The 25,086-nt window shown below is 65.4% G+C and carries 23 protein-coding genes and 1 pseudogene; 17 read left to right on the plus strand and 7 right to left on the minus strand.

Annotation, left to right across the window (positions count from 1 at the left end):
* Positions 1-5: 5 nt before the first annotated feature.
* The 9 genes and pseudogenes from ACVMIH_RS41120 to ACVMIH_RS41160 all read left to right on the plus strand — a co-directional run bounded on the left by ACVMIH_RS41120 (position 6) and on the right by ACVMIH_RS41160 (position 8,298).
* On the plus strand, positions 6-929 hold the full coding sequence (locus ACVMIH_RS41120) for a branched-chain amino acid ABC transporter permease (protein ID WP_253640318.1): 924 nt from the start codon (positions 6-8) through the stop codon (positions 927-929).
* Complete coding sequence (locus tag ACVMIH_RS41125) at positions 922-1,842, plus strand: branched-chain amino acid ABC transporter permease (protein ID WP_057015729.1); 921 nt, start codon at positions 922-924, stop codon at positions 1,840-1,842. The genes ACVMIH_RS41120 and ACVMIH_RS41125 overlap by 8 nt, the downstream gene beginning before the upstream one ends.
* A complete protein-coding gene (locus tag ACVMIH_RS41130; RefSeq protein ID WP_456866295.1) occupies positions 1,832-2,560 on the plus strand; it encodes an ABC transporter ATP-binding protein in 729 nt (242 codons plus the stop codon). Before ACVMIH_RS41125 ends, ACVMIH_RS41130 begins: the two co-directional genes overlap by 11 nt.
* Positions 2,550-3,269: an ABC transporter ATP-binding protein gene (locus tag ACVMIH_RS41135; RefSeq protein WP_057015727.1), complete on the plus strand. Its 720-nt coding sequence runs from the start codon at positions 2,550-2,552 to the stop codon at positions 3,267-3,269. The genes ACVMIH_RS41130 and ACVMIH_RS41135 overlap by 11 nt, the downstream gene beginning before the upstream one ends.
* Before the next feature lie 92 nt (positions 3,270-3,361).
* Entirely contained in the window at positions 3,362-4,711 is a 1,350-nt protein-coding gene (locus tag ACVMIH_RS41140) for an amidase (RefSeq protein ID WP_456866298.1), read from the plus strand.
* A complete protein-coding gene (locus ACVMIH_RS41145) occupies positions 4,704-5,390 on the plus strand; it encodes a DUF2848 domain-containing protein (protein ID WP_076832975.1) in 687 nt (228 codons plus the stop codon). Before ACVMIH_RS41140 ends, ACVMIH_RS41145 begins: the two co-directional genes overlap by 8 nt.
* A 255-nt stretch (positions 5,391-5,645) precedes the next feature.
* A pseudogene (locus ACVMIH_RS41150) lies at positions 5,646-6,390 on the plus strand (2OG-Fe(II) oxygenase).
* 13 nt (positions 6,391-6,403) lie between these two features.
* Positions 6,404-7,057 (plus strand): DNA oxidative demethylase AlkB, encoded by a 654-nt coding sequence (gene alkB, locus ACVMIH_RS41155; RefSeq protein WP_057015725.1) that lies wholly within the window; start codon positions 6,404-6,406, stop codon positions 7,055-7,057.
* A gap of 26 nt (positions 7,058-7,083) precedes the next feature.
* Positions 7,084-8,298: an MFS transporter gene (locus ACVMIH_RS41160; RefSeq protein WP_076832981.1), complete on the plus strand. Its 1,215-nt coding sequence runs from the start codon at positions 7,084-7,086 to the stop codon at positions 8,296-8,298.
* Between the two features lie 88 nt (positions 8,299-8,386).
* Here ACVMIH_RS41160 and ACVMIH_RS41165 read toward each other — a convergent pair whose 3' ends face one another.
* The 6 genes from ACVMIH_RS41165 to hpaH form a co-directional block, all read right to left on the minus strand.
* A complete protein-coding gene (locus ACVMIH_RS41165; protein ID WP_057015723.1) occupies positions 8,387-10,015 on the minus strand; it encodes a thiamine pyrophosphate-dependent enzyme in 1,629 nt (542 codons plus the stop codon).
* A gap of 25 nt (positions 10,016-10,040) precedes the next feature.
* Positions 10,041-10,913 carry a fumarylacetoacetate hydrolase family protein gene (locus ACVMIH_RS41170; RefSeq protein WP_057015722.1) on the minus strand — a complete coding sequence of 291 codons (873 nt, stop codon included), beginning with the start codon at positions 10,911-10,913 and terminating at the stop codon, positions 10,041-10,043.
* A gap of 63 nt (positions 10,914-10,976) precedes the next feature.
* Positions 10,977-11,960, minus strand: a complete 984-nt coding sequence (gene hpaD / locus ACVMIH_RS41175) for a 3,4-dihydroxyphenylacetate 2,3-dioxygenase (protein ID WP_057015721.1) — start codon at positions 11,958-11,960, stop codon at positions 10,977-10,979.
* Between the two features lie 107 nt (positions 11,961-12,067).
* Positions 12,068-13,612 (minus strand): 5-carboxymethyl-2-hydroxymuconate semialdehyde dehydrogenase, encoded by a 1,545-nt coding sequence (gene hpaE, locus ACVMIH_RS41180; protein ID WP_456784310.1) that lies wholly within the window; start codon positions 13,610-13,612, stop codon positions 12,068-12,070.
* Complete coding sequence (locus tag ACVMIH_RS41185) at positions 13,605-14,003, minus strand: 5-carboxymethyl-2-hydroxymuconate Delta-isomerase (protein ID WP_076832987.1); 399 nt, start codon at positions 14,001-14,003, stop codon at positions 13,605-13,607. Before ACVMIH_RS41185 ends, hpaE begins: the two co-directional genes overlap by 8 nt.
* Before the next feature lie 21 nt (positions 14,004-14,024).
* Positions 14,025-14,831, minus strand: coding sequence for a 2-oxo-hept-4-ene-1,7-dioate hydratase (gene hpaH, locus ACVMIH_RS41190; protein WP_456866301.1), 807 nt, complete (start codon positions 14,829-14,831; stop codon positions 14,025-14,027).
* Positions 14,832-14,941: 110 nt separating this feature from the next.
* Between hpaH and hpaR the strand changes: the two genes are divergently transcribed.
* A complete protein-coding gene (gene hpaR / locus ACVMIH_RS41195; RefSeq protein WP_057015717.1) occupies positions 14,942-15,475 on the plus strand; it encodes a homoprotocatechuate degradation operon regulator HpaR in 534 nt (177 codons plus the stop codon).
* 25 nt (positions 15,476-15,500) lie between these two features.
* On the opposite strand, the gene ACVMIH_RS41200 is transcribed toward hpaR, so the two are convergent.
* Positions 15,501-16,496 (minus strand): GntR family transcriptional regulator, encoded by a 996-nt coding sequence (locus ACVMIH_RS41200; RefSeq protein ID WP_076832993.1) that lies wholly within the window; start codon positions 16,494-16,496, stop codon positions 15,501-15,503.
* A 290-nt stretch (positions 16,497-16,786) separates the two neighbouring features.
* Between ACVMIH_RS41200 and ACVMIH_RS41205 the strand changes: the two genes are divergently transcribed.
* The 7 genes from ACVMIH_RS41205 (at position 16,787) to ACVMIH_RS41235 (ending at position 25,041) form a co-directional block, all read left to right on the plus strand.
* A complete protein-coding gene (locus ACVMIH_RS41205; RefSeq protein WP_456866303.1) occupies positions 16,787-17,932 on the plus strand; it encodes an ABC transporter substrate-binding protein in 1,146 nt (381 codons plus the stop codon).
* A 75-nt stretch (positions 17,933-18,007) separates the two neighbouring features.
* The gene (locus ACVMIH_RS41210) at positions 18,008-18,883 is read left to right on the plus strand and encodes a branched-chain amino acid ABC transporter permease (RefSeq protein WP_016841141.1); all 876 of its coding nucleotides are present in this window, start codon (positions 18,008-18,010) and stop codon (positions 18,881-18,883) included.
* Entirely contained in the window at positions 18,880-20,652 is a 1,773-nt protein-coding gene (locus tag ACVMIH_RS41215) for a branched-chain amino acid ABC transporter ATP-binding protein/permease (RefSeq protein WP_141339479.1), read from the plus strand. The genes ACVMIH_RS41210 and ACVMIH_RS41215 overlap by 4 nt, the downstream gene beginning before the upstream one ends.
* On the plus strand, positions 20,652-21,380 hold the full coding sequence (locus tag ACVMIH_RS41220; protein ID WP_057015754.1) for an ABC transporter ATP-binding protein: 729 nt from the start codon (positions 20,652-20,654) through the stop codon (positions 21,378-21,380). Before ACVMIH_RS41215 ends, ACVMIH_RS41220 begins: the two co-directional genes overlap by 1 nt.
* Before the next feature lie 36 nt (positions 21,381-21,416).
* Positions 21,417-22,502 carry a malate/lactate/ureidoglycolate dehydrogenase gene (locus ACVMIH_RS41225; RefSeq protein ID WP_076833002.1) on the plus strand — a complete coding sequence of 362 codons (1,086 nt, stop codon included), beginning with the start codon at positions 21,417-21,419 and terminating at the stop codon, positions 22,500-22,502.
* A gap of 40 nt (positions 22,503-22,542) precedes the next feature.
* A complete protein-coding gene (locus ACVMIH_RS41230; RefSeq protein ID WP_229189433.1) occupies positions 22,543-23,319 on the plus strand; it encodes an HpcH/HpaI aldolase family protein in 777 nt (258 codons plus the stop codon).
* Between the two features lie 198 nt (positions 23,320-23,517).
* Positions 23,518-25,041, plus strand: a complete 1,524-nt coding sequence (locus ACVMIH_RS41235; protein WP_456866305.1) for a UxaA family hydrolase — start codon at positions 23,518-23,520, stop codon at positions 25,039-25,041.
* Positions 25,042-25,086: the final 45 nt, after the last annotated feature.

Below are 25,086 nucleotides of genomic sequence, written 5' to 3' on the forward strand. Positions count from 1 at the left end.
GTAGCATGACCTATGCGCTCGTTGCCGGCGTGCTGTTCGGGCTGTATTTCAGCCTGGTCGGCATCGGTCTCAATCTCGTGTTCGGCGTCATGCGCATCGTCAACCTTGCGCATGGCGACATCCTGATGCTCGGCGCCTTCATCGCGCTCGGCGTGGTCGGCCTCGCCGGCATCGACCCGCTGTTCGCGGTGCCGCTGGCCTTCGTGGTCTTCGTGCTGGTGGGCGTGCTGCTGTACTGGGTGCTGGTGCCGCGGCTGCAGGGCTCGGCCAATCCGGAAATGCTGTCGATCATCCTGTTCTTCGGTCTGTCGCAGGTGATCGAGGCCGTCACCACGATCTTCGCCGGCACCAGCGAGCGCTCGATCCAGAGCCGGCTGCTCGGCACCGTGTTCACGACCATCAAGGTAAAATGGTTCGGCGGCAAGGCGGGTGGGGCAGGGCCGATCCAGATCTTCGGCCAGGGTTTTCCCGCGCCTTGGGTGATCGCGGCCATCACCAGCCTGATCGCGATCGCGCTGGTCTACCTCTATCTCTACCACACCCGGCTCGGCACCCTGACCCGCGCCGTGATGTCACGGCGCGACGAGGCATTGGCGACCGGCATCGATGTCGATCGCGTCTCGGCGGCGGCGTTCGGTATCGGGCTCGGCATCGCGGCGGTCGCCGGCGTGTTCGCGCCTTTCATGTTCGGCTCGGTGACGCCGGCGTTCGGCGCCGACGCGACGGTGACGTCGTTTGCGATCGTCGTGCTGGGTTCGCTGGGCAATCCGCTCGGTACCGCGATCGGCGGTGTCGTCTACGGTCTCTGCTACATGCTGGTGCAGACCTATCTCAGTTCCTGGGCCGACTTGCTGCCCTATGTGTTGTTGATCGTGATCCTGTTGTTGCGCCCGAGCGGTCTGCTCGGAAGGCGGGTGCGCGTTGCATAACGCCTCGAAGCACCTGCTGTTCATCCTGGCGCCGTTGGTGGTGGTGTTCGCACTGCTGCCCGGCGTCTATCAAAACCATCTGCTGCTGTTCAACTTCGTGATCTTCCTGATCCTCGCGCAAGGCGTGAACATCATCTATGGCTTCACCGGCTATCTGCCGTTCGGGTATGTCGGCTTCTTCGGCGCCGGCGCCTATGGCTTCGCCATCATGGTGATGCATCTGCATACACCGGCGCCGCTCGCCGTGCTGGTCGGCGGCGTCGTGGCGGTTGCGCTCGGCCTGTTGCTGACGCCGCTGCTGCGGCTGTCGGGCGCGTATTTCGCGATCGCCAACCTCGCGGCCTCGCTCGCGGTGCTGCATTTCGTCGCCAACCCCGCGCTGGAGGGGATCACCAAGGGCCCCTACGGCGTGTCGCTCACCGGCACGTTCAACCCGACCCACGCCTACTATGCCGCGGTCGTCGTGATGGCGCTGACGGTCGGCGCCGTGGTCTATCTGAAGAACTCGCCGTTCGGGCTGGCGCTGCAGGCCGTGCGCGAGGATGCGGTGTCGGCCTCGATGGCCGGCGTCAATATCGTGAAGATGCGGGTGATTGCCTGGCTCGCCTCGGCGCTGGTCGCCGGCCTCGCCGGCGGCATCTATGCCTGGTACGTCTCGGTGTTCTATCCGGACAACGTGTTCTCCGGCGAGTTCAGCATCTTCGCGATCGTGTTCGCGCTGTTCGGCGGCGTTGCCACCATCACCGGACCGATCGTCGGCGTGCTGATTCTCTACGGCATCTACAATCTGATCGGCTTCACCACGCCGCAATATTTCCAGCTGATCTATGGTCTCCTGATCATGGGCCTGGTGCTGTTCCTGCCCTCTGGACTGGTGTCGCTGGCAACCCGCAGGGGGTGGCATGTCCCCTGAGAAAACCCCGATCCTCAAGGTCTCGAAGCTGGTGAAGCGCTTTGGCGGCTTCCACGCGCTCGATGGCCTCAGCTTCCACGTCGTGCCCGGCGAGATCCTCGGGCTGGTCGGCCCGAACGGCTCCGGCAAGACCACGGCGATCAATGTGATCTCCGGTCTCTATGCGCCAGACGGCGGCGAGGTCGTGTTCGACAGCGTGTCCGCCGGCGGCGTCGCCTCGCACAAGCTCGTTCACCGCGGCATCAACCGCACCTTCCAGGTATCGAAGCCGTTCCTGTCGCTCACGGTACGCGAGAACATCCAGGTGGCGCTGGCCTATGGCGGCGCGACCGGTGCGCCGTCGATTGCCGAACTGCTCGAGGATTTCAGGCTGAAGGAGGTCGCCGACCGTCCGGCCGCCGATCTCAACAGCGCGCAGCAGAAGATGCTCGATCTGACCCGTGCGCTCGCCACGCGGCCGCGGCTGCTGCTGCTCGACGAACTCGCGGCCGGCCTCAACCCGGCGGAGCTCGACTGGATCGCCGGCCGCATCAAGGCCTTGGCCGCAACCGGCATGGCGATCATCGTGGTCGAGCATCTGATGGGCTTCATCGAGCAGATCACCGACCGCGTCATCGTGCTCAATGCGGGCAAGGAGGTCTTCGAGGGCACGCTGGCGACCGCGGTACGCGAGCCGCAGGTGATCGAGGTATTTTTGGGAGGCGAGCATGCCCACTGATGCGGTGTCGCTTCTGGACACGAGGGGCGTCGATGCCGGCTACGGCACCATGCAGGTGCTGTGGGGCGTCGATCTCGACGTCCGCCCCGGCGAGACCGTGCTGCTGCTCGGCGCCAACGGCGCGGGCAAGACCACGTTCCTGAAGTCGCTGGTCGGCCTGATCGAGGCCCGCAGCGGCCACATCAAGCTCGGCGGCGAGGACATCACCAGGATGCGCTCGTCGGATCGCATGAAGCGCGGCATGACCTACATGTCGGAGCTTGCGGTGTTTCCCGACCTGTCGATCGAGGAAAATATCCGCGTCGGCGCGCAGGCGCTGGGCCATGCCAATCCGGGGGCGCGGGTCGACGAACTGTACGGCCTGTTCCCGGTGCTGCGCGACAAGCGCCGCGATCCCGCGTCCAGCCTGTCCGGCGGTCAGCGAAAGATGCTCGGCATCGCCAAGGCGCTGTCGGCCGAGCCGAAGCTGCTGGTGATGGACGAGCCCTCGGCCGGGCTGTCGCCGCTGTTCGTCAAGGAGGTGCTGCGCGCCTTGTCGAGCCTGCAGGGCCGCGGACTGGCACTCTTGATCGCGGAGCAAAATATCGGTTTTCTCGAGATTGCCACCCGCGTATTCGTGCTGGAAGGCGGGCGGATCCGCTTCTCCGGCACGGTTGCCGAGATGAGCGGCAATGAAGAGCTGCACCGCGCCTATTTCGGGCTGAAGTGATGCGAGGTGAGGCGCCGGCGGGCTGGAAATCGGCTTCGGTTCGCGCGACAATCAACTGCAAGCCATGAAGTGCAAGCCGTGAAGTGAAAGCCATGCCCAAGAATCCGACACTCGCCTCCCTGGCCGCCGATCTCGCCGGCGGCGCGACCTCTGCCCGCAAGCTCGTCGAGCAGTGCATCGCCAAAATCGCTGATCCCTCAGGCGAGGGCCAACGCACCTTCATCCATGTCGACCGCGACGCCGCGCTGGAGGCCGCCGACGCCATGGACCGGCTGCGCAAGGCCAATGCCGCGCCGTCGCCATTTGCCGGCATTCCGGTTTCGATCAAGGACCTGTTCGACATCAAGGGGCAGGTGACGCGGGCGGGCTCGCGCGCGCTGGAGGATTCCGCGCCGGCGGATGCCGATGCACCTGTCGTGGCGCGGCTCAAGCGCGCCGGCTTCATCGTGATCGGCCGCACCAACATGACCGAGTTCGCCTATTCCGGCATCGGCATCAATCCGCATTACGGCACGCCGAAGAGCGCCTGGAACCGGAGCGCCGGCCACGTGCCGGGCGGCTCGTCCTCGGGGGCGGCGGTCTCGATCGCGGACGGCATGGCGTTCGGCGCGCTCGGTACCGATACCGGCGGCTCCTGCCGGATTCCCGCCGCCTTCAACGGCATCGTCGGCTACAAGCCGACGCAACGCCGGATTCCGCTCGATGGCGGCGTGCCGCTGTCGTTCACGCTCGACAGCTACGGCCCGCTGGCCAATTCGGTGGCCTGCTGCGCCGCGCTCGACGCGGTGCTGGCGGATCAGCCGGTGACGCCGGTCTCGCCGCGCCCGGTGAAAGGCATGCGGCTCGCGATGCCGACCACGGTCGCTCTCGACGACCTCGACGAGGCCGTCGCGAAAACCTTCGAGCGCGCGCTCGCGGCGTTGTCGCGCGCAGGCGCCTTGATCGAGCGGATCGAGGTGCCCGAATTGCTCGATGTCGGCGTCATGAACGCCAAGGGCGGCTTTGCCGCCGCCGAAAGCTATGCCTGGCATCGCTTCCTGCTGGCCAGCAAGGGCGACATCTACGATCCGCGCGTCGCCGTGCGCATCCAGCGCGGCGAGGGCTTTCCGGCCGCCGACTACATCGATCTGCTCAACGCACGCCGCTCCTTCATCGCCCGTACCGAGAAGCGGATCGCGCCCTATGATGCGATGGTGCTGCCGACCACGGCGAACCTGCCGCCTACGATCGCCAGCCTCGCCGACGACAAGGCGTTCGCCACCGAGAATTTGCGCGCGCTGCGCAATTGCACGCTGATCAATGTGTTCGACGGCTGCGCGATCTCGCTGCCCGCGCATCACGAGGGCGAGGCGCCGGTCGGCCTGATGCTCGCCGCCGCGGGCGGTTCGGATCGGCGCATTTTCGAGCTCGCTGCCGGAATGGAGACCGTGATCCGTGTTTGATCTCACCTTCAATGTCGACGACAAGGGCGTCGCCACTCCGCTCACACTGGAAATCAGGCAGGCCGTGATCGCCGGCTGGACCGGCCGCGATCCGGTGGCGCGCGACAAGCACATCGCCGAGCTCGAGGCACTCGGCATCGCACGGCCCGCGACCACGCCGATCTACTACCGCTGCTCGGCGCGCCGGCTCACCTTCGCCGATGCCATCGAAGTCTGCGGAGAGGACTCGAGCGGCGAGGTCGAGTTCGTGCTGATCGGCTGGCAGGGCCGCATTTTCGTCGGCTGCGGCTCCGACCACACCGACCGCAAGGTCGAGAGCTACAGCGTCACCGTGTCGAAGCAGATGTGCGACAAGCCGATGGCATCGGAGCTGTGGGAACTCGACGACGTGATCGGCCACTGGGACCAGCTGGTGCTGCGTTCCTGGGCCGTGATCGGCGGCCAGCGCGTGCTCTACCAGGAAGGCACGCTCGATCACATGCTGCCGGTGAAGGACCTGATCGCGCGCGGCTTCGACCAGGGCGCGCTGCCCGACGGCTGCGCCATGTTCGGCGGCACCTTCGCGGCCAAGGGCGGCATCCGCCCGGCCAGCCGGTTCGAGTTCGAGCTGGAAGACCCGGTGCTGAAGCGGAAGATCAGCCACGGCTACGACGTGGTGACGCTGCCGGTGAGGGGCTGATTGCTCGCCGCGTTGTTGTTGTGAGGGAGATGACCGACGCTTTCTCCACGTGCGTCGTCCCGGCGAAAGCCGGGACCCATAACCACAGAGTGTTGTGGTTGGCACGCTGTGGCCCCACCGATCTCAACAACTGACGACGGTGGCTATGGGTCCCGGCTTTCGCCGGGACGACACCGTAATTGTGGTGACGTTCTCTGCATCTTTCGATCGGAAATCGGGTGGCGCGGGCCGCAATCAGGGGCCAGATTCCGTCCCATGACAGCAACAGCCAAAACCATCACCCGTCCACCCACCGGCATCCCGGCCCGCGTCGACGGGCTCGACTGGGACCGGATCACGACCGACCTCGATGGGCAGGGATGCGCCGTCCTCAACAGCCTGCTGACGCCTGAGGAATGCGATGCCATCGCCGCGCTGTATCCCGACGACAGCCAGTTCCGCAGCCGGATCGTGATGGGCCGTCACGGCTTCGGCCGCGGCGAGTACAAGTATTTCTCCTATCCGCTGCCGGACCTGATCGCGGAGCTGCGGCCGGCGCTCTATACGCGGCTGACCGCGGCAGCCAATCGTTGGAACGAGACGATGGGGATCGATATCCGATATCCTGCGTCGCATGCGGCGTTCCTGAAGCGCTGCCATGACGCCGAACAGACGCGGCCGACGCCGCTGCTGCTGCAATATGGCGAGGGCGACTACAACTGCCTGCACCAGGATCTCTATGGCGAGCATGTGTTCCCGATCCAGGTCGCGATCCTGCTGTCGCAGCCCGGGCGCGATTTTTACGGGTGGCGAATTCGTGCTGACCGAGCAGCGGCCGCGGATGCAGTCGCGGCCCGAGGTGGTGCCGCTCACCAAGGGCGATGCGGTGGCCTTTGCCGTGCATCATCGCCCGGTGCAGGGGACGCGCGGACCGTATCGTGTCAATCTGCGCCACGGCGTCAGCAGGATTCGCTCCGGCCATCGCCACACCGTTGGTGTGATCTTCCACGACGCGAAGTGAGTGCGAGAGAGGCGTGGCCACCGATCTGTTCGAGACCATTGGCGATGCCCGGCCATCGCGCGAGACGATCGCGGATGGCGCGGTGCTGTTGCGCGGCTTTGTCCGGCCGTTCGAGGCCGAGCTGATCCCGGCCTTGCGTGCCATCGTCAAGCAGGCGCCGTTCCGGCATCTGATCACGCCGGGCGGCCACCGCATGTCGGTCGCGATGACCAATTGCGGCAGCGTCGGCTGGGTCTCCGATCCCAGCGGCTATCGCTATGATCCGATCGATCCCGTCTCGGGACAACCCTGGCCTGAAATGCCGGAGGTGTTGCGCAGGCTCGCCGCCGACGCCGCTGATGAAGCCGGCTTCAACGGCTTCGCGCCTGAGGCCTGCCTGATCAATCGCTACGTCCCCGGCGCAAAACTGTCGCTGCATCAGGACAAGGACGAGCTCGACTACCGCGCACCGATTGTGTCGATCTCGCTCGGGCTGCCGGCGATCTTCCTGTTCGGCGGCCTGCAGCGCAGCGACACGCCGCGCCGCTATCGACTCGAACATGGCGACGTTGCGGTGTGGGGCGGCTCGTCACGGCTATTTTATCACGGCGTGGCACCGCTCGCAGATGGCGAGCACAGCGTGCTCGGCCGCCAGCGCATCAATTTGACCTTCCGCAAGGTGCGCTGAACCGCCGGGTGGTCTAGACTTGGCGGATGACCACCAAGGCCGACCGCGCGGTCAACCGTACCGGCGTCTATCTCGCCGTGCTGCAGCTCGTCTTCACGCTGGGCTGGACCACTTATCTGATCTATCTGCCGAAGCTGTGCGCCGATGTCGGCATCGCGCCGTCGACCGTGATCCTGATCCTGATGATGGATCAAGGCATCTTCACCGTCACCGACACGGCGATGGGCATGGCCGCCGACAGGATATCGAGCCTGGTCGGCCGCCTTGGCTTGTTTGTCGGTATCCTTGCCGCGATCTCCTGCGCCGCCTTCGTCGCATTGCCTTACGTCGCCGGCACCGGGCCGGGCGCGAGGGTCTGGCTGATCGTGCTGATCGTGATCTGGGCCGTGACGTCGTCGGCCTTGCGGGCGCCGCCGCTGACGCTGCTCAGCAAGTATCGCGCGCAACCCTCGGTGCCGTTCCTCGCGGCGCTGGCGATGCTGGGTTATGGCATCGCGGGCGCGGTCTCGCCCTATCTTGGCGTCGTGCTGCGCAACCAGGATGCACGGCTGCCGTTCGTGCTGTCAGGCGCGGTGCTGCTACTGACCGCGCTCGCCTTCTCAGGCGTCGAGCGCCGCATCGCGGCAGAGGCGCAGCCGGCGCGGCTGGCGCCCCCGGCGAAGCGGCTCGGGGCGGTGCCGATGTTCCTGATCGGATCGATGGTGCTGCTGTCGCTCGGCTACCAGCTGCACTTCAACATCAACAGCGCGCCGTTCTATTTGCGCTTTGCCAAGGCGGACGAGCTGCAATGGCTGATGCCGGTATTCTGGATCGGCTTCAACATCGCGATGTTTCCGGCAAGCATCGTCGTCAAGCATCGCGGCGGCCTGATCGTGATGGGCGCGGCGGGACTGCTCGGTGCCTTTGCGATCATCGCCGCCGAGATCGCCGGCAGTCTCAACGTCCTGATCGTGGCGCAATTCATGGCGGGGGCCGCTTGGGGCTGCATGCTGATGAGCGCGGTGTCCGCGGCGCTCGCGATCGGGGAGACCGGCGCGGAAGGCAAGGTCACCGGCCTCGTGTTCTCGGCGCTGGCGCTTGCGACCTTTGCGCGGATGGCGGCGGTCGCGGGCGGCCTGCAGAAGATGCCGGACTATGCGCCGCTGGTGCATTGGGCGCCGGTCGCCTGCTGGTCGGTCGCCGGCGCCGGCCTGCTCGTGATCGCCGCGTCACGGCTGCAACACGGGGTGAAGAGCGCTTAGCGTTGTCATTCCGGGGGCGAAACGAACCCGGAATCTCGAGATTCCGGGTTCGATGCTGCGCATCGCCCCGGAATGACGAGCGTTTGGCTTAGTTATTCCGCGCCGGATGGATGAACGCCCAGGGCGAGACTTCCGAATCCGTCGGCACTTCCACCGAGATCACGTAAGGCCCGCCGTCGGCCAGCGCCTTCTCCAGCACGGGGCGGAAGTGATCCGGCGAGGTGACCCGCGCGGCGCCGACACCGAAGGATTCTGCAAGCTTCACGAAATCCGGATTCACCAGGTCGGAGGCGACGACGCGGCCGTCGAAGCGCTCGCGCTGGTCGCGGCGGACATTGCCATAGGCGTTGTTGTTGAACACCAGCGTCACCACGGCGATCTTGAACTGCACGGCGGTGGCAAGTTCCTGCACGCCGAACATGAAGCCGCCGTCGCCGGTGATCGCGACCACCGGCTTGTCCGGATTGGCGACCTTGGCGCCAAGCGCGGTCGGGAAACCCGAGCCGAGCGTGCCCTGATAGCCCGAGGTGACGAAGGTCCGCGGCTCGTAGATCGGAAAGCCGTACCAGGAGGTGAAACCGACCTGCGACAGCTCGTCGGTGACAATGGCGCTCGCCGGCAGCACCTCGCGCAGGATCTTCAGATAGGCCATCTGCGGCTGGATGCGCTGGATCTCCTGCTCGGTCGCGGCCGTCGCCTCGCGGATCGCGGCGCGGCGGCCGGAGGTCCTGCGGTAGCCCACCTTGCGCACAGCGGCGGCGAGATCGGCGGTGCCGGCCTTGGCGTCCGCAATCACGCCGGCATCGGCCGGCCAGCGCCGCAGCTCGACCGGATCGATGTCGATGCGCACGCATTTCAGTCCGGCGGGCTGGTAGGGCCAGCGCGACATCGTCGGCAGCTCGAGGCGCGTGCCGATGCCGATCATCAGGTCGGTCTTCGGCCAGAGCTTGTAGGCCGAAGCCATGGTGAGCCCGAGTTCATGCGCGTTGGAGACGATGCCGCGGCCGCTGCGGAAGGCGACGACAGGCGCGTCGATCATCTCGGCCAATTCGAGGATCTCCTCGCGCGCCTCGATGGCGCCGCTGCCGACGAAGATCATCGGCGCCTTGCTGCCGGCGATCAGGTCGGCGGCGGCCTTGATGCGGTCCGCATCGGGCTGCGGCGCCGGCAACGGATCGAACGGCTTGACGGGCGCGACCTGGGTGCGCTGGGTGAACACGTCCCACGGCATCTCCAGCGAGGCCGGGCCGCGCCGGCCCGACAGCATCTCCTGGAACGCGCGCGACACCAGCGCGGGGGCGTTATCAGGGTATTCGATCCGGTCGGCCCATTTCACGAAGGTGCGCAGCGTCGCGAGCTGGTCCGGCATCTCGTGCAGATGGCCGCGGCCCTTGCCGAGGAACTGCGTCGGCACCTGACCGGTCAGGCACAGCACCGGCTCGTTGCAGCCGAATGCGGTGAGCAGCGCCGCCGAGGCGTTGAGCACGCCCGGGCCGGGCACCACGCTGAACACGCCGGGCTTGCCGCTGGAGCGCGCATAGCCGAACGCCATGTAGCCGCAGGCCTGCTCATGCCGGGCGCCGATCACCTTGAGCTGGGCCTGGTGGAAGGCATCGAACAGGCCATAGATCTGCGCGCCGGGCAGGCCGAACACGGTGTCGACGCCGTGGGCGACGAGGCCGTTGACGATCGCTTCGCCGCCGGATGTAGAGGTCATGGCACTGTCCACTTTGCTGGTGAGGTTAGGTGGCTTCGTCGACGACGCTGTTGCGCAGGATGCCGACGCCTTCGGCCTCGACCTCGACGACATCGCCGGGCTTCAGATAGCGCGGCGGATCGAACCGCGCACCTGCACCGGTCGGGGTGCCCGTGACGATGATGTCGCCGGGAACCAGCGTCGTGAAGGTCGAGATGTAGTTGATGAGGTAGCGGAAGCCGAAGATCAAGCGCGAGGTGCGGTCGTCCTGGCGGGTCTCGCCGTTCACCCGCGTGGTCAGGCGGATATCGGCGATCTGCGCTTCACCGGTGTAGGGCACGATCCACGGGCCGAGGCTGCCGGTGGAATCGAAGTTCTTGCCCTGGGTGACGTTGAACTTGGCGTGGCGCACCCAGTCGCGGATGGTGCCTTCATTGCAGAGCGTGATCGCGGCGATGTGATCGAGCGCGGCGCTCTCCGCAATGTGCCGGCCGGCCTTGCCGATCACCAGAACCAGCTCGCCCTCATAGTCGAGCTGCGGCGAGATGCGCGGCCGCACCACCGGCGTGTTGTGGCCGACGAAGGAGCGCGGCACCCGCAGGAACATGCTCGGGTATTTCGGCGCGTCCGAGCCGTCCTTGTATTCGGCATTGCGGTCCGGGTAGTTGACGCCGATGCAGATGATCTTTTCCGGCGCCGGGATCGGAGGCTGCCAGTCGACTGCGTCGAGCGCGTGGTCGGGCGCGCGCCTGGCGGCGTCCTCCACGAGCCTGCTCAGCGCGCCGGCGGCGATCGCCTCGCGCAGCGTCGGATAGTCCTTGGCGAAGCGCGACGAGAGGTCGACGATGCCGGTGTCGGTGACGACGCCATAGCTGGTGGCGCCGTTGAAGGAATAGGTGGCGAGGCGAGGAGAGGGCATTAGTAGTCCCATAATTGGTGTCGTCCTGCGAAAGCAGGGACGACGTGAGGAGGAAGGCGCGCACTAGTCCGCGACCAGCACGTCGGCGACGAAGCGCGGCTCGCGCACCGCTTGGCCGGCGAAGGTCGAGCCTTCCTCGAACCAGGAGCGCGGCGCCGGCGCGCCCCACAGCGTCTGGCGGCGCGGATCGCGCAGCGACCAGCGCAGCGGCTCATGGTCGTGATCACCGGTGAAATAATCGCTGGTGTAGAGCTCGATGCGGTGGCCGTCGGGATCGCGGATGTACAGGAAGAAGGCGTTGGAGATGCCGTGCCGGCCAGGACCGCGCTCGATGTTCTTGAGGTAGCCGGAGGAGGCCATCACGTCGCAGAGATGCACGATGTTCATCGCGGTCGGTACCCAATAGGCGATGTGGTGCAGGCGCGGGCCGCGGCCGTTGGTGATGGCGAAGTCGTGGACATTGCCCTTGCGGTGCATCCAGGCGGCTGCGATGCGGCCGTTGTCCCCGTCCTCCTCGGCATATTCGGTGAGGCGGAAGCCGAGCCGGGCGTAGAAATCGACTGTGTCCTGCACCTCGGCGGCGAACACGTTGAAATGGTCGAGCCGCTGCGGATGGCAGCCCTTGTAGAGATCGTAGCGCCGCAAGAGATGGGGGCGCTTCTCCATCGTAGCGTAAAGCTCGATCTGGAAGCCGAACGGATCGGTGAATTGCAGGGTGCGGCCCTGGAACGGCTGGTCGACGAAAGCGTAGGCGATGCCGTTCTCGGAGAAGAAGGCGGCGGCCTTGTCGAGGTCGCCGTCGTTGCCGACCTTGAAGCCAAGCCGGTTGCAGGCCGCCTTCGGCGCCTTGCGCAGCACCACCGAGTGATGCTGGTGCTCCTCGCTGGCGCGCAGATACACCGACTTGTCGTCGCGGTTCTCGATGTGGAGGCCGACCGTCTTCTCGTAGAAGGCGGCGCTCTTGTCGAGATTCGTGACGTCGAGCACGGCATGGCTGCAGCGGATGATGTTGAACGGCGGATCGAAAACGTGCGTTGGAACGGGCATCGGTGTTTCCCCTCAATTCTATCGTCATTCCGGGGCTCGCGAAGCGAGAACCCGGAATCTCGAGGTTCCGGGTTCGATGCTGCGCATCGCCCCGGAACGACGGCTGGCTAAATTCCCAGTTTCTGAATCTTGTGCGTCCCGCGCGCGAGCGAGACGTGCTTGGTTTCCATGTAGAAGTCGAACGAGTAGTCGCCGCCGTCGCGGCCGATGCCTGACGACTTCATGCCGCCGAACGGGGTCGGCAGATGGCGGACGTTCTCCGAATTGAGCCAGATCATGCCGGCTTCCAGCGCATCCGCCACGCGCAGCGCGCGGCCCATGTCGCCGGTCCAGACATAGCCGGTCAGGCCGTACTGCACGCCGTTGGCGATCTCGATGGCGTCAGCTTCGTCCTTGAACGGGATCACGGTCAGGAACGGGCCGAACACCTCCTCCTGCGCGACGCGCATTTTTGCGTTCGCGCCGGTCACCAGCGTCGGCTGCACATAGTGGCCGCCGCCAGGACCGTCATGCGGCTTGCCGCCGACCGCGATCGTGGCGCCGTCCTTCTTCGCGACGTCGAAATAGCTGCACACCTTGGCGAGATGCCGCTCATGGATCAGCGGCCCGATCTCGGTGGCGGGATCGAGGGGGTGGCCAACCTTGAGCGCCTTTACGCGTTGGGTCAGCTTCTCGATGAACTTGCCGGCGACGCTCTCCTGAACCAGCAGCCGGCTCGACGACGTGCAGCGCTCGCCATTGAGCGAGTAGATCATGAACACGACGGCATCGAGCGCGCGATCGAGATCGGCATCATCGAATACGATCACCGGGTTCTTGCCGCCGAGCTCGAAATGCACCCGCTTCAAGGTCGGCGCGCCCTGCGCCATGATCGCTGAGCCCGTCGCGCTCTCGCCGACGAAGCCGATCGCCTTGATGGCGGGGTGCTCGGTCAGCGCCTTGCCGGCCTCTTCGCCGAAACCATGCACGGTGTTGAGCACGCCGTCGGGGATGCCGGCCTGTTTTGCGAGTTTGACCAGCAGATCGGCGGTGACGGGCGACCATTCCGCCGGCTTGTGCACCACGGTGCAGCCGGCCGCGAGCGCCGGCGCGATCTTCCAGGTCGAGAGCATGAACGGCGTATTCCACGGCGTGATCACGCCGACCGGGCCGATCGGCACGCGGGTCGAGATGTTCCAGTGCTCGTCCGAAGGCGTGTTGAGACCGTCGCGGGCCTCGCCGCATTTGTCGGCGAAGAAGCGGAAATTCTCCGCGGCGCGGATCGCGGCCTTGGCCATGAAGCGGTGCGCCTGGCCGGTGTCGATGCATTCGAGCACGGCGATGTCGTCGGCGCGCGCCTCGATCGCATCGGCGACGCGATGCAGCAGTTTGCGCCGCTGCGCCGCCGGCATGTCGCGCCAGGTCTTGAAGGCCTTGGACGCCGCGGTTGCGGCACGGTCGATATCCTCGGCATTGCCGCGTGCGACCGTCGCCAGCACCGTGCCGTCAATCGGCGATCTCGTCTCGAAGGTCTGGCCGGAGGCCGCCGGCACGATCTTGCCGTCGATCACATGGCCGATGCCTTCGGCTTTCAAGCTTGCAAGCAGCGGGCCGGCGCGATCGCGGTTGGCCTGGAACACGTCGGCTGGCGATTTCGCTGTCGCTTTATCCATTGACCGTCTCCACCTTCAGTGCGTCGTGGATGTTGTTGCGTTTCCAGCTAGTTTCCTTGTCGTTGATCTGCATGTCGAACGACAACGCGAATTTGCTGTTGGCGAAGACCGGATCGAGATGAGCCGATAGCGCCTTGAAGATGTACTCGCCGGCCTTCTTGCGGGTGGCGAGATCGCGGCCTTCGCCGAGCCGCAGCACCATGTCGAGGAAACCGTAATTCTTGCGGCCGTCGGCGATCGCGTAGTGCTCGCATCTGACGGCACGGACGCGGATGCCGCCGAGCGGGAAGATGCCGGTCTCGACCGCGGCCTTGCGGACCAGTTCGACCGTCGCGCCCATGTCGACCAGATCGTCGAGATTGGCAGAGTATTCAAGCGTGAAATGCGGCATGCAGCGCTCCTGCTGAAGGCGTCAGGCGAAGTAGCAGCTTACGGAACCATACGGTCCGTAGTCGGCCTGGATGGTGTCGCCCTTGCGGGTCTCGATCGGACGGATGAAGGAGCCCGCCAGCACGACCTGGCCGGCTTCCAACGCCAGCCCGTTCGGCGCGATCTTGTTGGCGAGCCACGCCACCGCGGTCGCCGGATGATTCAACACGCCGGCGGCCAGGCCGGTTTCCTCGAGCTGGCCATTTCGGAAGCACAGCGCGCCGATCCAGCGCAGGTCGGCGTCCAGCGGGCGGATCGGCCGGCCGCCGAGCACGATGCCGGCATTGGCGGCGTTGTCGGCGATGGTGTCGAAGATCTTGCGGGTCGCCTTGGTCTCGGGATCGACGCGCTCGACCCTGGTATCCAGGATCTCCAGCGCCGGTACCACGAAATCGGTCGCGTTCAGCACATCGAACAGTGTGCAGTTCGGCCCGGTCAGGCGATGCTTCATCACGAAGGCAAGCTCGGCCTCGACGCGGGTGGCGATGAAGCGGTCGGTCGGGACCAGGCCGCCATCGGCGAAGAACATGTCGTCGAGCAGGATTCCGGAATCGGGCTCGTCGATATTGAGCGCGCTCTGCATCGCCTTCGAGGTCAGGCCGATCTTGTGGCCCTTGACGACGCGGCCCTGCGCCACCTTGATCTCGACCCAGGCCTTCTGAATCGCGTAGGCGTCTTCGAGGGTGATGCGGGGGTATTCCAGCGAGAGCTGGCGGATTTGCTTGCGGGTCTTTTCCGCGCCGTCGAGCCGTTCGGCGGCAGCGCGGATATCGTCCTTGGAGAGGGCCATGCGTGCTACACAAAAGTGGATGTCGGGAGATGATTAACATGTTAAGTGAATTCCCGCAAACTGAATCAAGGCATGTTGCAACGCAAAATTTCGTTGCGCAGGATTAGGTAATGGCGCGCAAAAATTCGAACGACATTCGGCCGGGGCAGGGCGAGGACGTGGCGGCGCGACGGACACCGATGCGCGAGTTCTCGCGCTCGCTGCCGATGTCGCTGCTTCGCGCCCGCGAGGCGGTGATGCGGCAATTCCGTCCGTCGCTGCGCAATCACGGGCTGACCGAGCAGCAATGGCGGATCCTGCGCGCGCTCACCGCGGTCGACGAGATCGAGGTCACCGAACTCGCCCGCATGGCGTTTCTGCTCGGCCCGAGCCTGTCGCGAATCCTTCGCGATCTCGAGGGCCGCGCGTTGATCGAGCGCAAGGCAGCGGAGAACGACGCGCGGCGCGCAGTGGTTTCGATCTCCGCCAAGGGGTTGAAGCTGATCGAGGCGGTGGCGCCGACGTCGGAGACGATCTATGCCGAGATCACCCGGCGCTTCGGGGCGCGCAAGCTTGCCGAATTGCAGGAGATGCTGGGCGCGCTCGAAGCGAGCCTGGCCGGAATGGGCTCGTCCGATGACGCCGAGGTCGAGGCTGACGAGTAGCTTCGATCATGCGCGGCATTCGCGCTCAGGCCATGTAGGGCACGCGCGAAATCACGTTGATGGCGCGGAATTCGGCAATCCAGCCCGCGACCTTCGAGTGGGACCATTCGATATGGCGGCGCAAGATGGCTGCCGCCGCGTCGCCGTCACGCGTGCGCAAGGCTTCGATGATCACCAGATGCTCGTCCATGAAGGAATCGATCTGCGGCGCGGTCAGGGCGACCTGAATGTGCTTGCCGATCACGAAAGCGCAGTGGGTGCGCTTGAGGGCTTCGATCATCTCGCGATTGGCGCCGTAACCCAGGCAGCGGATATGGAGGTCGCCTTCGATCTCATCGAGTTCGCCGACGCCGACGCGGTCGCGGTGCTGGATCCCCTCGCGCAGCCGCTCCGCCATACGGTCGAGCAGGGCGGCAGGAATTGTCGCCGTCGCGGATTTGAGGAGCAGCGGCTCGAGCGTTGCGCGCACCTCGAAGATGTCGCGGAGGCGGTCCTCGTCCAACGGCACCACGTACCAGTGCGCCTTGGCGCCCTTCTCGAGGATGCCGATCGCCTGCGCGCGCAGCAGCAGGTTGCGCGCCACCGTGCGCCCCACCCGGAAATGCCGCGCCAATGCGAGCTCGCTGACGCGGAAGCGTCCGAACAGCGACCGGTAAATGATCTCACGTTCGAGCTTGTAGTAGAGCGTATCCCAAGCGTCGCTGCGCACGGCATCGACGGGGCCGTCGGTCAGCCCAAACATTTCCGGTGTGATCGGGACGCGCCGAGGGTCGACCTTGCGCTTGCCGGCGATGACGCCGCGACCGTCGAACCGCCGCACCAGGCCGATATGCTCGAGCTGTTCAAAAGCTTGCCGCACCGGAGAGCGGCTGGAGCCGAACAAGGTCGCGATCGCCGATTCGGAAAGGACCGTGCCAGGTGGCACGTGACCGGCGCGGATGTGCTTTGCCAATGCGCTCTTGATCAGCGCGTAGGCCGGCTGTTTTCGTCTGGTCTGCGATTTCGCTCGTGGAATCGACATGGAATGGCTGCCCGCTGGCCACACTATCACGTGATCGCGTCATGGTCGCTCGTAGCAGGCATTTACGCACCTCTGCCAGCGAACTTTTGACTATTGCGTGCAATGTGCAATCATGTTTAGCTGGGTCAAGCGCCAGATTGATGGTCGCCGTTGCACGGCTTTGTGCGCTGCAGCGGTGCTCACGTTTGCTCGTCGCGCCGTTTGATGGCTGCGAACGGGCCAACAGATCGACGCGTCAGCTCGTCTCAACGCAGCCGACAGCAAGTTCGGCGCATCACAGGGAGGATGGAATGAAACTGACGAGACGTGAGTTTTCCGCTGGTTTGGCGGCAGGTCTCGCTGCACCCGCGCTGATGCGCAGCGCTGGGGCGCAGGGTGCGACGATCAAGATCGGCATGTGCGTGCCGGTGACCGGACCCGCGGCGGAGCAGGGGCTGTGGGCCCAGAACGGCGCCAAGCTGGCGCTGGCCGCGGTCAACAAGGCCGGCGGCGTGCTCGGCAAGCAGGTCGAACTCGTCATCGAGGACGATCAGACCACCAATCCGGGCATCGTGCTGGCATTCTCCAAGCTCGCCGCGCAATCCGACATCGTCGCCTTCCTCGGCTCGATCCGCTCGACCCAGGTGCAGGCGATGGCGCCCGACGTGATCAAGGTCGGCAAGCCGGTGATGATCGGCGGCACCAATCCCGACCTCACCCATTCCGGCAATCCCTGGCTGTTCCGCTTCCGTCCGAACGACAATTATTCCGGCCGCGTGATCGCCGACTTCGGCGTCAACACGCTCGGCAAGAAGAAATGGGCGATCGTGCATTCCACCGACGCCTTCGGCACCGCGGGCGGCAAGGCACTCTCGGAAGCGCTGACCAAGCTCGGCGCGCCGCCGGTGCTCGACCAGGGTTACGCCAACCAGAGCCAGGACTTCACGCCGGTCGTGCTGGCCGTGAAGCAGTCCGGCGCTGATGTGCTCGGCACCTACTTCACCTTCGAGAACGATCTGGGCATCTTTGCCCGCCAGCTGCGCCAGCTCGGCGTCAATATCCCCTGGGTCGGCTCGCCCTCGGTGGTGGCGGTCTCCTCGACCAAGCTCGCCGGCCCCGCGCTGTTCAACACCTACGGCGTCGCCGACTTCGCCGAGGATTCGAGCGATACCGCGAAGGCGTTCGGCAAGGCCTATCGCGATGCCTACAAGACCGCGCCCGACAACCAGAGCGCCTGGCCGTACGATGCGATCACCATCCTGTCGGCGGCGATCAACAAGGCCGGCTCGACCGATCCGAACAAGATCCGCGACGCCATCCTCGCGACGCAGAAGTTCGCCGGCGCCGAGGGCGAGTACAATTTCGACAAGAACGGCGACGGTCTGCACGGCTACAATGTCGTGAAGAACGACAAGGGCAAGATCGTCTACGACAAGCATATCGACTTCAACGATTGATAGCGGTTCGGCCTCTCCGGGCCACCTCGGAGAGGCCGTTCGCCCGCGACACAATTCTCAGATCGAGCGCTCGTCATGGATCTCGTCCTCCAACTGCTCTTTACCGGCATCGGCATCGGCGCGGTCTACGCGCTGGTCGCGCTCGGTTTCGTGCTGATCTTCCGTGCCACCAACGTGGTGAACTTCGCGCAAGGCGAGTTCTCGATGGTCGCCGCCTATCTGATGGTGGTGTTCTCGGTCGATCTCGGCTGGCCTTACTGGCTGTCGTTCCTGATCGCGCTCGCCGGCATGGCGTTGTTCGGCGTCATCTTCAATCTCGGCGTCTATTATCCGCTGCGCAATCGCACCTATCTGCCCGTGATCATCGCCACCATCGGCGCCTCGATCCTGCTGTCGAACTCGGTGCTTGCGATCTACGGCCCGCAGCCGCAGGTGCTGCAGGGCTGGTTCGATACGCCCGGCATCCAGCTCGGCCCGGTCTATCTCGACAGCCAGTATCTTCTGATCATCGGCGTCACGATCCTCCTGGTGCTGTTCAATTTTTGGTTCTTCGAGAAGACGCTGCTCGGCAAGAAGCTGCAGGCGACCTCGCAGGATAAGGAAATGGCCTCGCTGCTCGGCATTTCCGTTTCCACCATGATCATGATCACCTTCATCTATTCGGCCGTGCTCGGCGGTCTCGCCGGCATCCTGGTGGCGCCGGTGCTGTTCGTCTCGATCCAGATGGGCTCGACGATTGCGCTGAAGGCGTTTGCCGCGACCATCATCGGCGGCTTCGGTGACGTCGCCGGCGCCATCGTCGGTGGCCTCGCGCTCGGCGTCATCGAGACGTTCGGCGCCGCCTATATTTCGGTGCCGTACAAGGACGGCTTTGCCTTCCTGGTGCTGATCGCTTTCCTGGTGTTCCGGCCGCAGGGCATCTTCGGCGAACGCGTCGCGGAGAAAGCATGAGCGCCACCGACAACATGATCCCCGCGCCGGCCGTGCGCTCGAAGCCGCTGATCATCCGTCATCTGCCGTATTTCATCGGCGCCGCGGTGCTGGTGGCGCTCGCCGCCGGCATGCGGTTCGACGGGTACATCCTCAACATCCTGCTGCAGGCCACGACCTTCTCGATCGCGGTGTTCGGGCTGTCGGTCGTGCTCGGCCTGTGCGGCCAGATCAACCTGGCGCAGGCCGCGTTCTTCGGCTTCGGCGCCTATGTGGTCGGGCTCGGCACCGCGGACCTGCACCTGAACTTCTGGCTCTGCCTGGTTGGCGCCTGCGCGATCACGCTGATCGCCGGCGCGTTCCTCGGCATGTCGACGCTGCGGCTCGGCGGGCACTACCTTGCGATGGTGACGATCTCGTTCCAGCAGATCGTGACGCTGGTGATGATCAATGCCATCGGCGTGACCCACGGGCCGGACGGCGTCGCCAACATTCGCCGGCCGGAGCTGTTCCAGTCCTCGCAGAGCTACCTGGCCTTCTGCGTCGCGATGCTCGCGATCGTCGGTTATCTGGTCTGGCATCTGCCTGATACCAAGCTCGGCCGCGCCATGCGCGCGGTGCGCGACAACGAGCTTGCGGCGGGCGTCAATGGCATCGACGTGTTCCGCACCAAGATCTACGCCTTCGGCCTGTGCGCGTTGCTCGGCGGTCTGGCCGGTGGCCTGTTCGCCGGCGGCTTCGCCTATGTCAGCCCGGACCAGTTCTCGTTCGCGGAATCGATCGTGTTCCTGACCATGTCGCTGCTCGGCGGCGTGGCCTCGCCGATTGGCTCGGTGATCGGTACGGGCCTCCTGATCCTGATCCCGGAATGGCTGCGCTTCCTCAAGAGCGTGCCGGGACTTTATCTGGCGATCTACGGCCTGTTCGTAATCCTGATCATCCGCTTCATGCCCGACGGCATCTGGGGTTTTGTGTCGGACGCATTCACGCGCTGGCGTGCGCACACCAAGGCGCCGCCGGCCGCGGCGGCCTTGCAGCTCAAGCCGGCGACGTCAGGCGGCGACATCGTGCTCGAAGTGACCGGGCTGTCGAAGCACTTTGGCGGCCTCAAGGCGGTCGACGGCGTCGATATCGCGGTGAAGCGCGGCAGCGTGCATGCGCTGATCGGGCCCAACGGCTCCGGCAAGACCACGACGCTGAACGTGCTGTCCGGGCTCTACAAGGCGACCGCGGGCAGGATCGTGCTCGACGGCACCGACATCACCAACATGGCGCCGCATCAGCGCACGGCGGCCGGCCTCGGACGCACCTTCCAGAACATCCGCCTGTTCCGTTCGATGACCGCGCTGGAGAATGTCGAGATCGGCGCCGAGCGGCCCGGCAACACCATGATCGGGAAGGGCGAGGACGCGCTGACGGAGCGCGCGATGGAGGCGCTGACCTTCGTCGGGCTCGGCAACCGCGCCAACGAATTGATCTCGAGCTTCTCCTACGGCCACCAGCGCCTGATCGAGATCGCGCGGGCGCTGGCGTCGAACCCGACGCTGCTGCTGCTCGACGAGCCGGCGGCCGGTCTCAACTCGACCGAGAAGCTGGAGCTGCATGAGCTGCTCAAGCGCATCGCAGCCCAGGGCCTCACCATCCTGATCATCGATCACGACATGACGCTGGTGTCGGAAGCGGCCCAGCACATCACCGTGCTGAACTTCGGACGCCGCATCGCGGACGGCGAGTCGATGGCGGTGCTGCGCCATCCCGACGTCGTCTCCGCCTATCTCGGGAGCGAATGATGCCGCTGCTCGAAATCCGTAATCTCGTGGTCCGCTACGGCGAGATCGAGGCGCTGCGCGGCGTCACCATCGCCGTGGAGCAGGGCCAGGTGGTCACGCTGCTCGGCGCCAACGGCGCCGGCAAGTCGACCACGCTGCGCGCGATCTCAGGCCTCGCCAAGCCCGCCTCCGGCGACATTATGTTCGACGGCCACTCGATCGCGGGCCTCGGGCCCGAAGCGATCGTCCGGCTCGGCATCTCGCACGTGCCGGAAGGCCGCCGCGTGTTTCCGGGCCTCACCGTGAAAGAGAACATCATGCTCGGCGCATCGAACCGGAAGGTGCCGGCGTCGCAGATCTCGCGCGAGGCCGACGCGATGTTCGATCTGTTCCCGGACATCCGCGCCTTTTCCAACGCGCTCGGCTGGACGCTGTCCGGCGGCCAGCTGCAGATGGTCGCGGTGGCGCGCGGCCTGATGGCCAAGCCGCGGCTGCTGCTGCTCGACGAACCGTCGCTCGGGCTGGCGCCTGTGATCGTGCAGGCGGTGTTCCGCATCATTTCGCAGATCAGGAAGGACACCACGGTCTTGCTCGTCGAGCAAAATGCGCGCATGGGACTTTCGGTCGCCGATCATGGCTTTGTCCTGGAAACGGGGCGGATCGTGCTGGGCGGCAAGCCCGACGAATTGTGGGGCAATGAGGCTATCGCCGCGGCCTATCTCGGCGGCCACGCCAAAACCCACGCCTGACAACGTCCCGTGCTTTACTGAGCGAGCTGGTTTTTCATGGTCACCATCAAGGTCGATAACCTCATCAACTTCGTGTCCGAGGTGTTTTCCCATTCGGAGTCCTCTCCGGAAGAGGCGAAGCGCATCGCGACCTATCTGACGACCGCGAATCTTACAGGTCATGACAGCCACGGCGTGATCCGCGTGCCGGTTTATGTCAGGTGGAAGAAGATGGGCTCGATCGTGCCGAACCAGACTCCCGAGGTGGTGGTCGACACGCCATCGCTCGCGGTGGTCGACGGCAAGTTCGGCTATGGCCAGACCGTCACGCCGGTTGCGGTCAGACTCGGCATCGAGAAGTGCAAGAAGGCGGGGCTCGCCGCGGTCGCGCTGCGCAACTCCGGTCATCTCGGCCGCGTCGGCGACTGGGCCGAGATGGCCGCCGCCGAAGGTCTTGTTTCAATTCATTTCGTGACCGCGGCCGGCTCGCTGCTGGTTGCGCCTTACGGCGGCGTCGAGAAGCGCCTGTCCACGGCGCCGTATTGCGTCGGCATTCCGCGTCAGGGCCAGGATCCGATCGTGCTCGATTTTGCGACCTCGGTTGTCGCCGAGGGCAAGTGCCTGGTGGCAAGCCGCGGCGGCAAGAAGCTGCCGACCGGCGCGCTCGTCGATGCCGACGGCACGCTGAGCGAGGATCCCCACGTGCTGTATGGGCCGTACACGCCGGACGGACCGCGCGACCACACCAAGGGAACTGGCGCGATCCGCGCCTTCGGCGATCACAAGGGCTCGGGTCTCGCCTTCATCTGCGAACTGCTGGGCGGCGCGCTGACCGGCACCGGCGCGACGTCGTCGGACCGGCGCTTCGCCAACGGCATGATGGCGTTCTACATCGACCCCAAGGTGATCGACACCAGCAATTTCTTCGATGGAGAAATCACCCGCTACACCGATTTCATCCGCGCCACCAAGCCGATCGCGGGCACGGATTCCGTGCTGGTTCCAGGCGATCCGGAGCGGAAAACCCGTGCCGATCGCACCAGGAATGGCATCCCCTTGCCTGACGACACGTGGGCGGCGATAGTGAATACCGCGCGCGAAGTCGGCGTCAGCGAAGTTTCTATCCAGCGGGCGACCAGCTGAAGGCTCGTCCCCCAATAAACCGCAAAGGGAAACGCGATCAATGGCAAACAAGGTCAAGCAAGTCTGGGCATCGGGCAAAGCGGTGGTGAACGCGTGGCTCGCGATCCCCTCGGGATTCTCGGCCGAAGTGATCGCGCAATGCGGCTTCGACAGCGTCACCGTCGACATGCAGCACGGTGTGCAGGATTATCAGTCGATGGTGCAGTGCTTTCAGTCGATGCACGCCCATCCGGTGACGCCGATGGTCCGCGTGCCCTGGAATGAGCCCGGCATCATCGGCAAGGTGCTGGACGGCGGCGCCTATGGCGTGATCTGCCCGATGGTCAACACACCGCAGGAAGCCAGAAACCTCGTCTCCTACGCCAAATATCCGCCGAAGGGCGTGCGCTCCAACGGCCCGATCCGCGCCGGCATGTACGGCTCGGCCGGCACCTATCAGCAGACCGCCAACGACGAGATCGTGCTGCTGCCGATGATGGAGACCAAGACCGCGGTCGAGAACATGGAAGCGATCCTCGATGTCGAAGGCATCGATGGCGTCTATATCGGCCCGTCCGATCTCGGCTTCTCCTACGGCCTGGTGCCGAAGCTCGATCGCGACGAGCCGGAGATCCTCAAGATCTACGAGAAGATCATCAAGGAATGCGGCAAGCGCGGCCTCAATCCGGGCATCCACTGCTCGGGCGCCGAAGGCGCGGTGCGCGCGATCAACATGGGCTTCAAGCTCGTGACGCTGTCGAACGAGGTCGGCCTGATGCAGGTCTACGCCAAGATGCAGGTCAACGCGACCCGCGAGAAGTCCGGCGGCAAGGCGTAAGCTCTGTCCGCGATGTTAGCTCTGCTCCCTCGCCCTGCTTTTGCGGGAAGAGGGTTGGGGTGAGGGGCTCTATCCGGCTAGCACCGTCTTTGTAATTGGCAACGTGCGTCGCCCCTCACCCGAATTGTCGCTGTGCGAGAATTCGACCTCTCCCCGTAAAGGACGGGGAGAGGTGACTAACTCCAAAGGAGAACTCCGATGGCCTCGGCACAAGTGATCCGCCTGCACGCCGACGACAGCGTCCTGATCGCGCGCGCGAGCCTGCCGCCGGGGCTTGAGGTGACTGAGGGCGTCACGACGGTCGATCGGATCCCCGCGGGCCACAAGGTCGCGATCAAGCCGATCGCGCAAGGCGAGCCGATCCGGCGCTACGGCCAGATCATCGGCTTTGCGACCCAGCCGATCGCGCCCGGCCAGCACGTACATACGCAGAACTGCGGCATGGGTGATTTCGCCAAGGATTATGCCTATGGTGTCGACGTCAAGCCGGTGCCGAACTTCGATCTGCCGGCGACCTTCGAAGGCATCCGCCGCGCCGACGGCCGCGTCGCGACCCGCAACTATATCGGCATCCTCACCTCGGTGAATTGCAGCGCCCATGTCGCCGGCATCGTGGCCGACATGTTCAAGAAGAATCCGTTCACCGGCGACAATCCGCTCGCCGATTACCCGAGTGTCGACGGCGTCGTCGCGCTGACCCACAAGACCGGCTGCGGCATGACCCAGGACGAGCCCTTGGCGCTGCTCCGCCGCACGCTCGGCGGCTATGCGCGGCACGTCAATTTCTCCAACGTCATTGTGCTCGGCCTCGGCTGCGAGGTGAACCAGATCGGCGGCCTGATGCAGGAGCAGAAGCTCGCCGGTCGTCTGCGCGCGATGGACATCCAGGAGGTCGGCGGCACCCGCAAGACGGTGGAAGCCGGCGTTGCCTTCGTCAAGGAAGCGCTCGCCGACGCCAACAAGGTCAAGCGCGAGGCGGTGCCGGCGAGCGAGCTCACCGTGGCGCTGCAATGCGGCGGCTCGGATGGTTACTCCGGCGTATCCGCCAATCCGGCGCTCGGCGCGGCGAGCGATCTGCTGGTCCGTCACGGCGGCACCGTGATCCTCTCGGAGACGCCCGAGACCTATGGCGCGGAGCATCTGCTGACTCGCCGCGCCGTCAGCCGCGAGGTCGGCGAGAAGCTGGTCGGCCTGATGCGCTGGTGGGAGGAGTACACCCAGCGTGAGGGCGCCGAAATGAACGCCAATCCGAGCCCGGGCAACAAGGCCGGCGGTCTCACCACCATCCTTGAGAAGTCGCTGGGCGCGATGGCCAAGGCCGGCAGCACCAACCTCGTCGACGTCCTCAACTACGCCGAGCCCGTCACCAAGAAGGGCTTTGTGTTCATGGACACGCCGGGCTACGACCCGGTCGCCGCGACCGGGCAGGTCGCCGGCGGCGCCAACCTCGTCTGCTTCACCACCGGCCGCGGCAGCGTGTTCGGCTGCAAGCCGGCGCCGTCGATCAAGCTCGCGACCAACACGCCGATGTACAAGCGGATGGAAGACGACATGGACGTCAATTGCGGCACCATCCTCGACGGCGAGGAGAGCGTGCAGGAATGCGGCCAGCGCATCTTCGACCTCATCCTCAAGACCGCCTCGGGCCAGCCGACCAAGAGCGAGAGCTTTGACTTCGGCGGCGCTGAATTCGCGCCGTGGGTGCTGGGCGCGACGATGTAGTTTAGAGCCACGATCTAGCCTTTCACTCCGCCGTCGTCCCTGCGA

Source organism: Bradyrhizobium sp. USDA 4503, from assembly GCF_054055815.1.

Coding starts and splice junctions, on each gene's coding strand:
- ACVMIH_RS41120 (WP_253640318.1), top strand. CDS start 6: ATGACCTATGCGCTCGTTGCCGGCGTGCTGTTCGGGCTGTATTTCAGC.
- ACVMIH_RS41130 (WP_456866295.1), top strand. CDS start 1,832: ATGTCCCCTGAGAAAACCCCGATCCTCAAGGTCTCGAAGCTGGTGAAG.
- ACVMIH_RS41135 (WP_057015727.1), top strand. CDS start 2,550: ATGCCCACTGATGCGGTGTCGCTTCTGGACACGAGGGGCGTCGATGCC.
- ACVMIH_RS41140 (WP_456866298.1), top strand. CDS start 3,362: ATGCCCAAGAATCCGACACTCGCCTCCCTGGCCGCCGATCTCGCCGGC.
- ACVMIH_RS41160 (WP_076832981.1), top strand. CDS start 7,084: ATGACCACCAAGGCCGACCGCGCGGTCAACCGTACCGGCGTCTATCTC.
- ACVMIH_RS41165 (WP_057015723.1), bottom strand. CDS start 10,015: ATGACCTCTACATCCGGCGGCGAAGCGATCGTCAACGGCCTCGTCGCC.
- ACVMIH_RS41170 (WP_057015722.1), bottom strand. CDS start 10,913: ATGCCCTCTCCTCGCCTCGCCACCTATTCCTTCAACGGCGCCACCAGC.
- hpaD (WP_057015721.1), bottom strand. CDS start 11,960: ATGCCCGTTCCAACGCACGTTTTCGATCCGCCGTTCAACATCATCCGC.
- hpaE (WP_456784310.1), bottom strand. CDS start 13,612: ATGGATAAAGCGACAGCGAAATCGCCAGCCGACGTGTTCCAGGCCAAC.
- ACVMIH_RS41185 (WP_076832987.1), bottom strand. CDS start 14,003: ATGCCGCATTTCACGCTTGAATACTCTGCCAATCTCGACGATCTGGTC.
- hpaH (WP_456866301.1), bottom strand. CDS start 14,831: ATGGCCCTCTCCAAGGACGATATCCGCGCTGCCGCCGAACGGCTCGAC.
- hpaR (WP_057015717.1), top strand. CDS start 14,942: ATGGCGCGCAAAAATTCGAACGACATTCGGCCGGGGCAGGGCGAGGAC.
- ACVMIH_RS41200 (WP_076832993.1), bottom strand. CDS start 16,496: ATGTCGATTCCACGAGCGAAATCGCAGACCAGACGAAAACAGCCGGCC.
- ACVMIH_RS41205 (WP_456866303.1), top strand. CDS start 16,787: ATGAAACTGACGAGACGTGAGTTTTCCGCTGGTTTGGCGGCAGGTCTC.
- ACVMIH_RS41210 (WP_016841141.1), top strand. CDS start 18,008: ATGGATCTCGTCCTCCAACTGCTCTTTACCGGCATCGGCATCGGCGCG.
- ACVMIH_RS41215 (WP_141339479.1), top strand. CDS start 18,880: ATGAGCGCCACCGACAACATGATCCCCGCGCCGGCCGTGCGCTCGAAG.
- ACVMIH_RS41220 (WP_057015754.1), top strand. CDS start 20,652: ATGCCGCTGCTCGAAATCCGTAATCTCGTGGTCCGCTACGGCGAGATC.
- ACVMIH_RS41225 (WP_076833002.1), top strand. CDS start 21,417: ATGGTCACCATCAAGGTCGATAACCTCATCAACTTCGTGTCCGAGGTG.
- ACVMIH_RS41230 (WP_229189433.1), top strand. CDS start 22,543: ATGGCAAACAAGGTCAAGCAAGTCTGGGCATCGGGCAAAGCGGTGGTG.
- ACVMIH_RS41235 (WP_456866305.1), top strand. CDS start 23,518: ATGGCCTCGGCACAAGTGATCCGCCTGCACGCCGACGACAGCGTCCTG.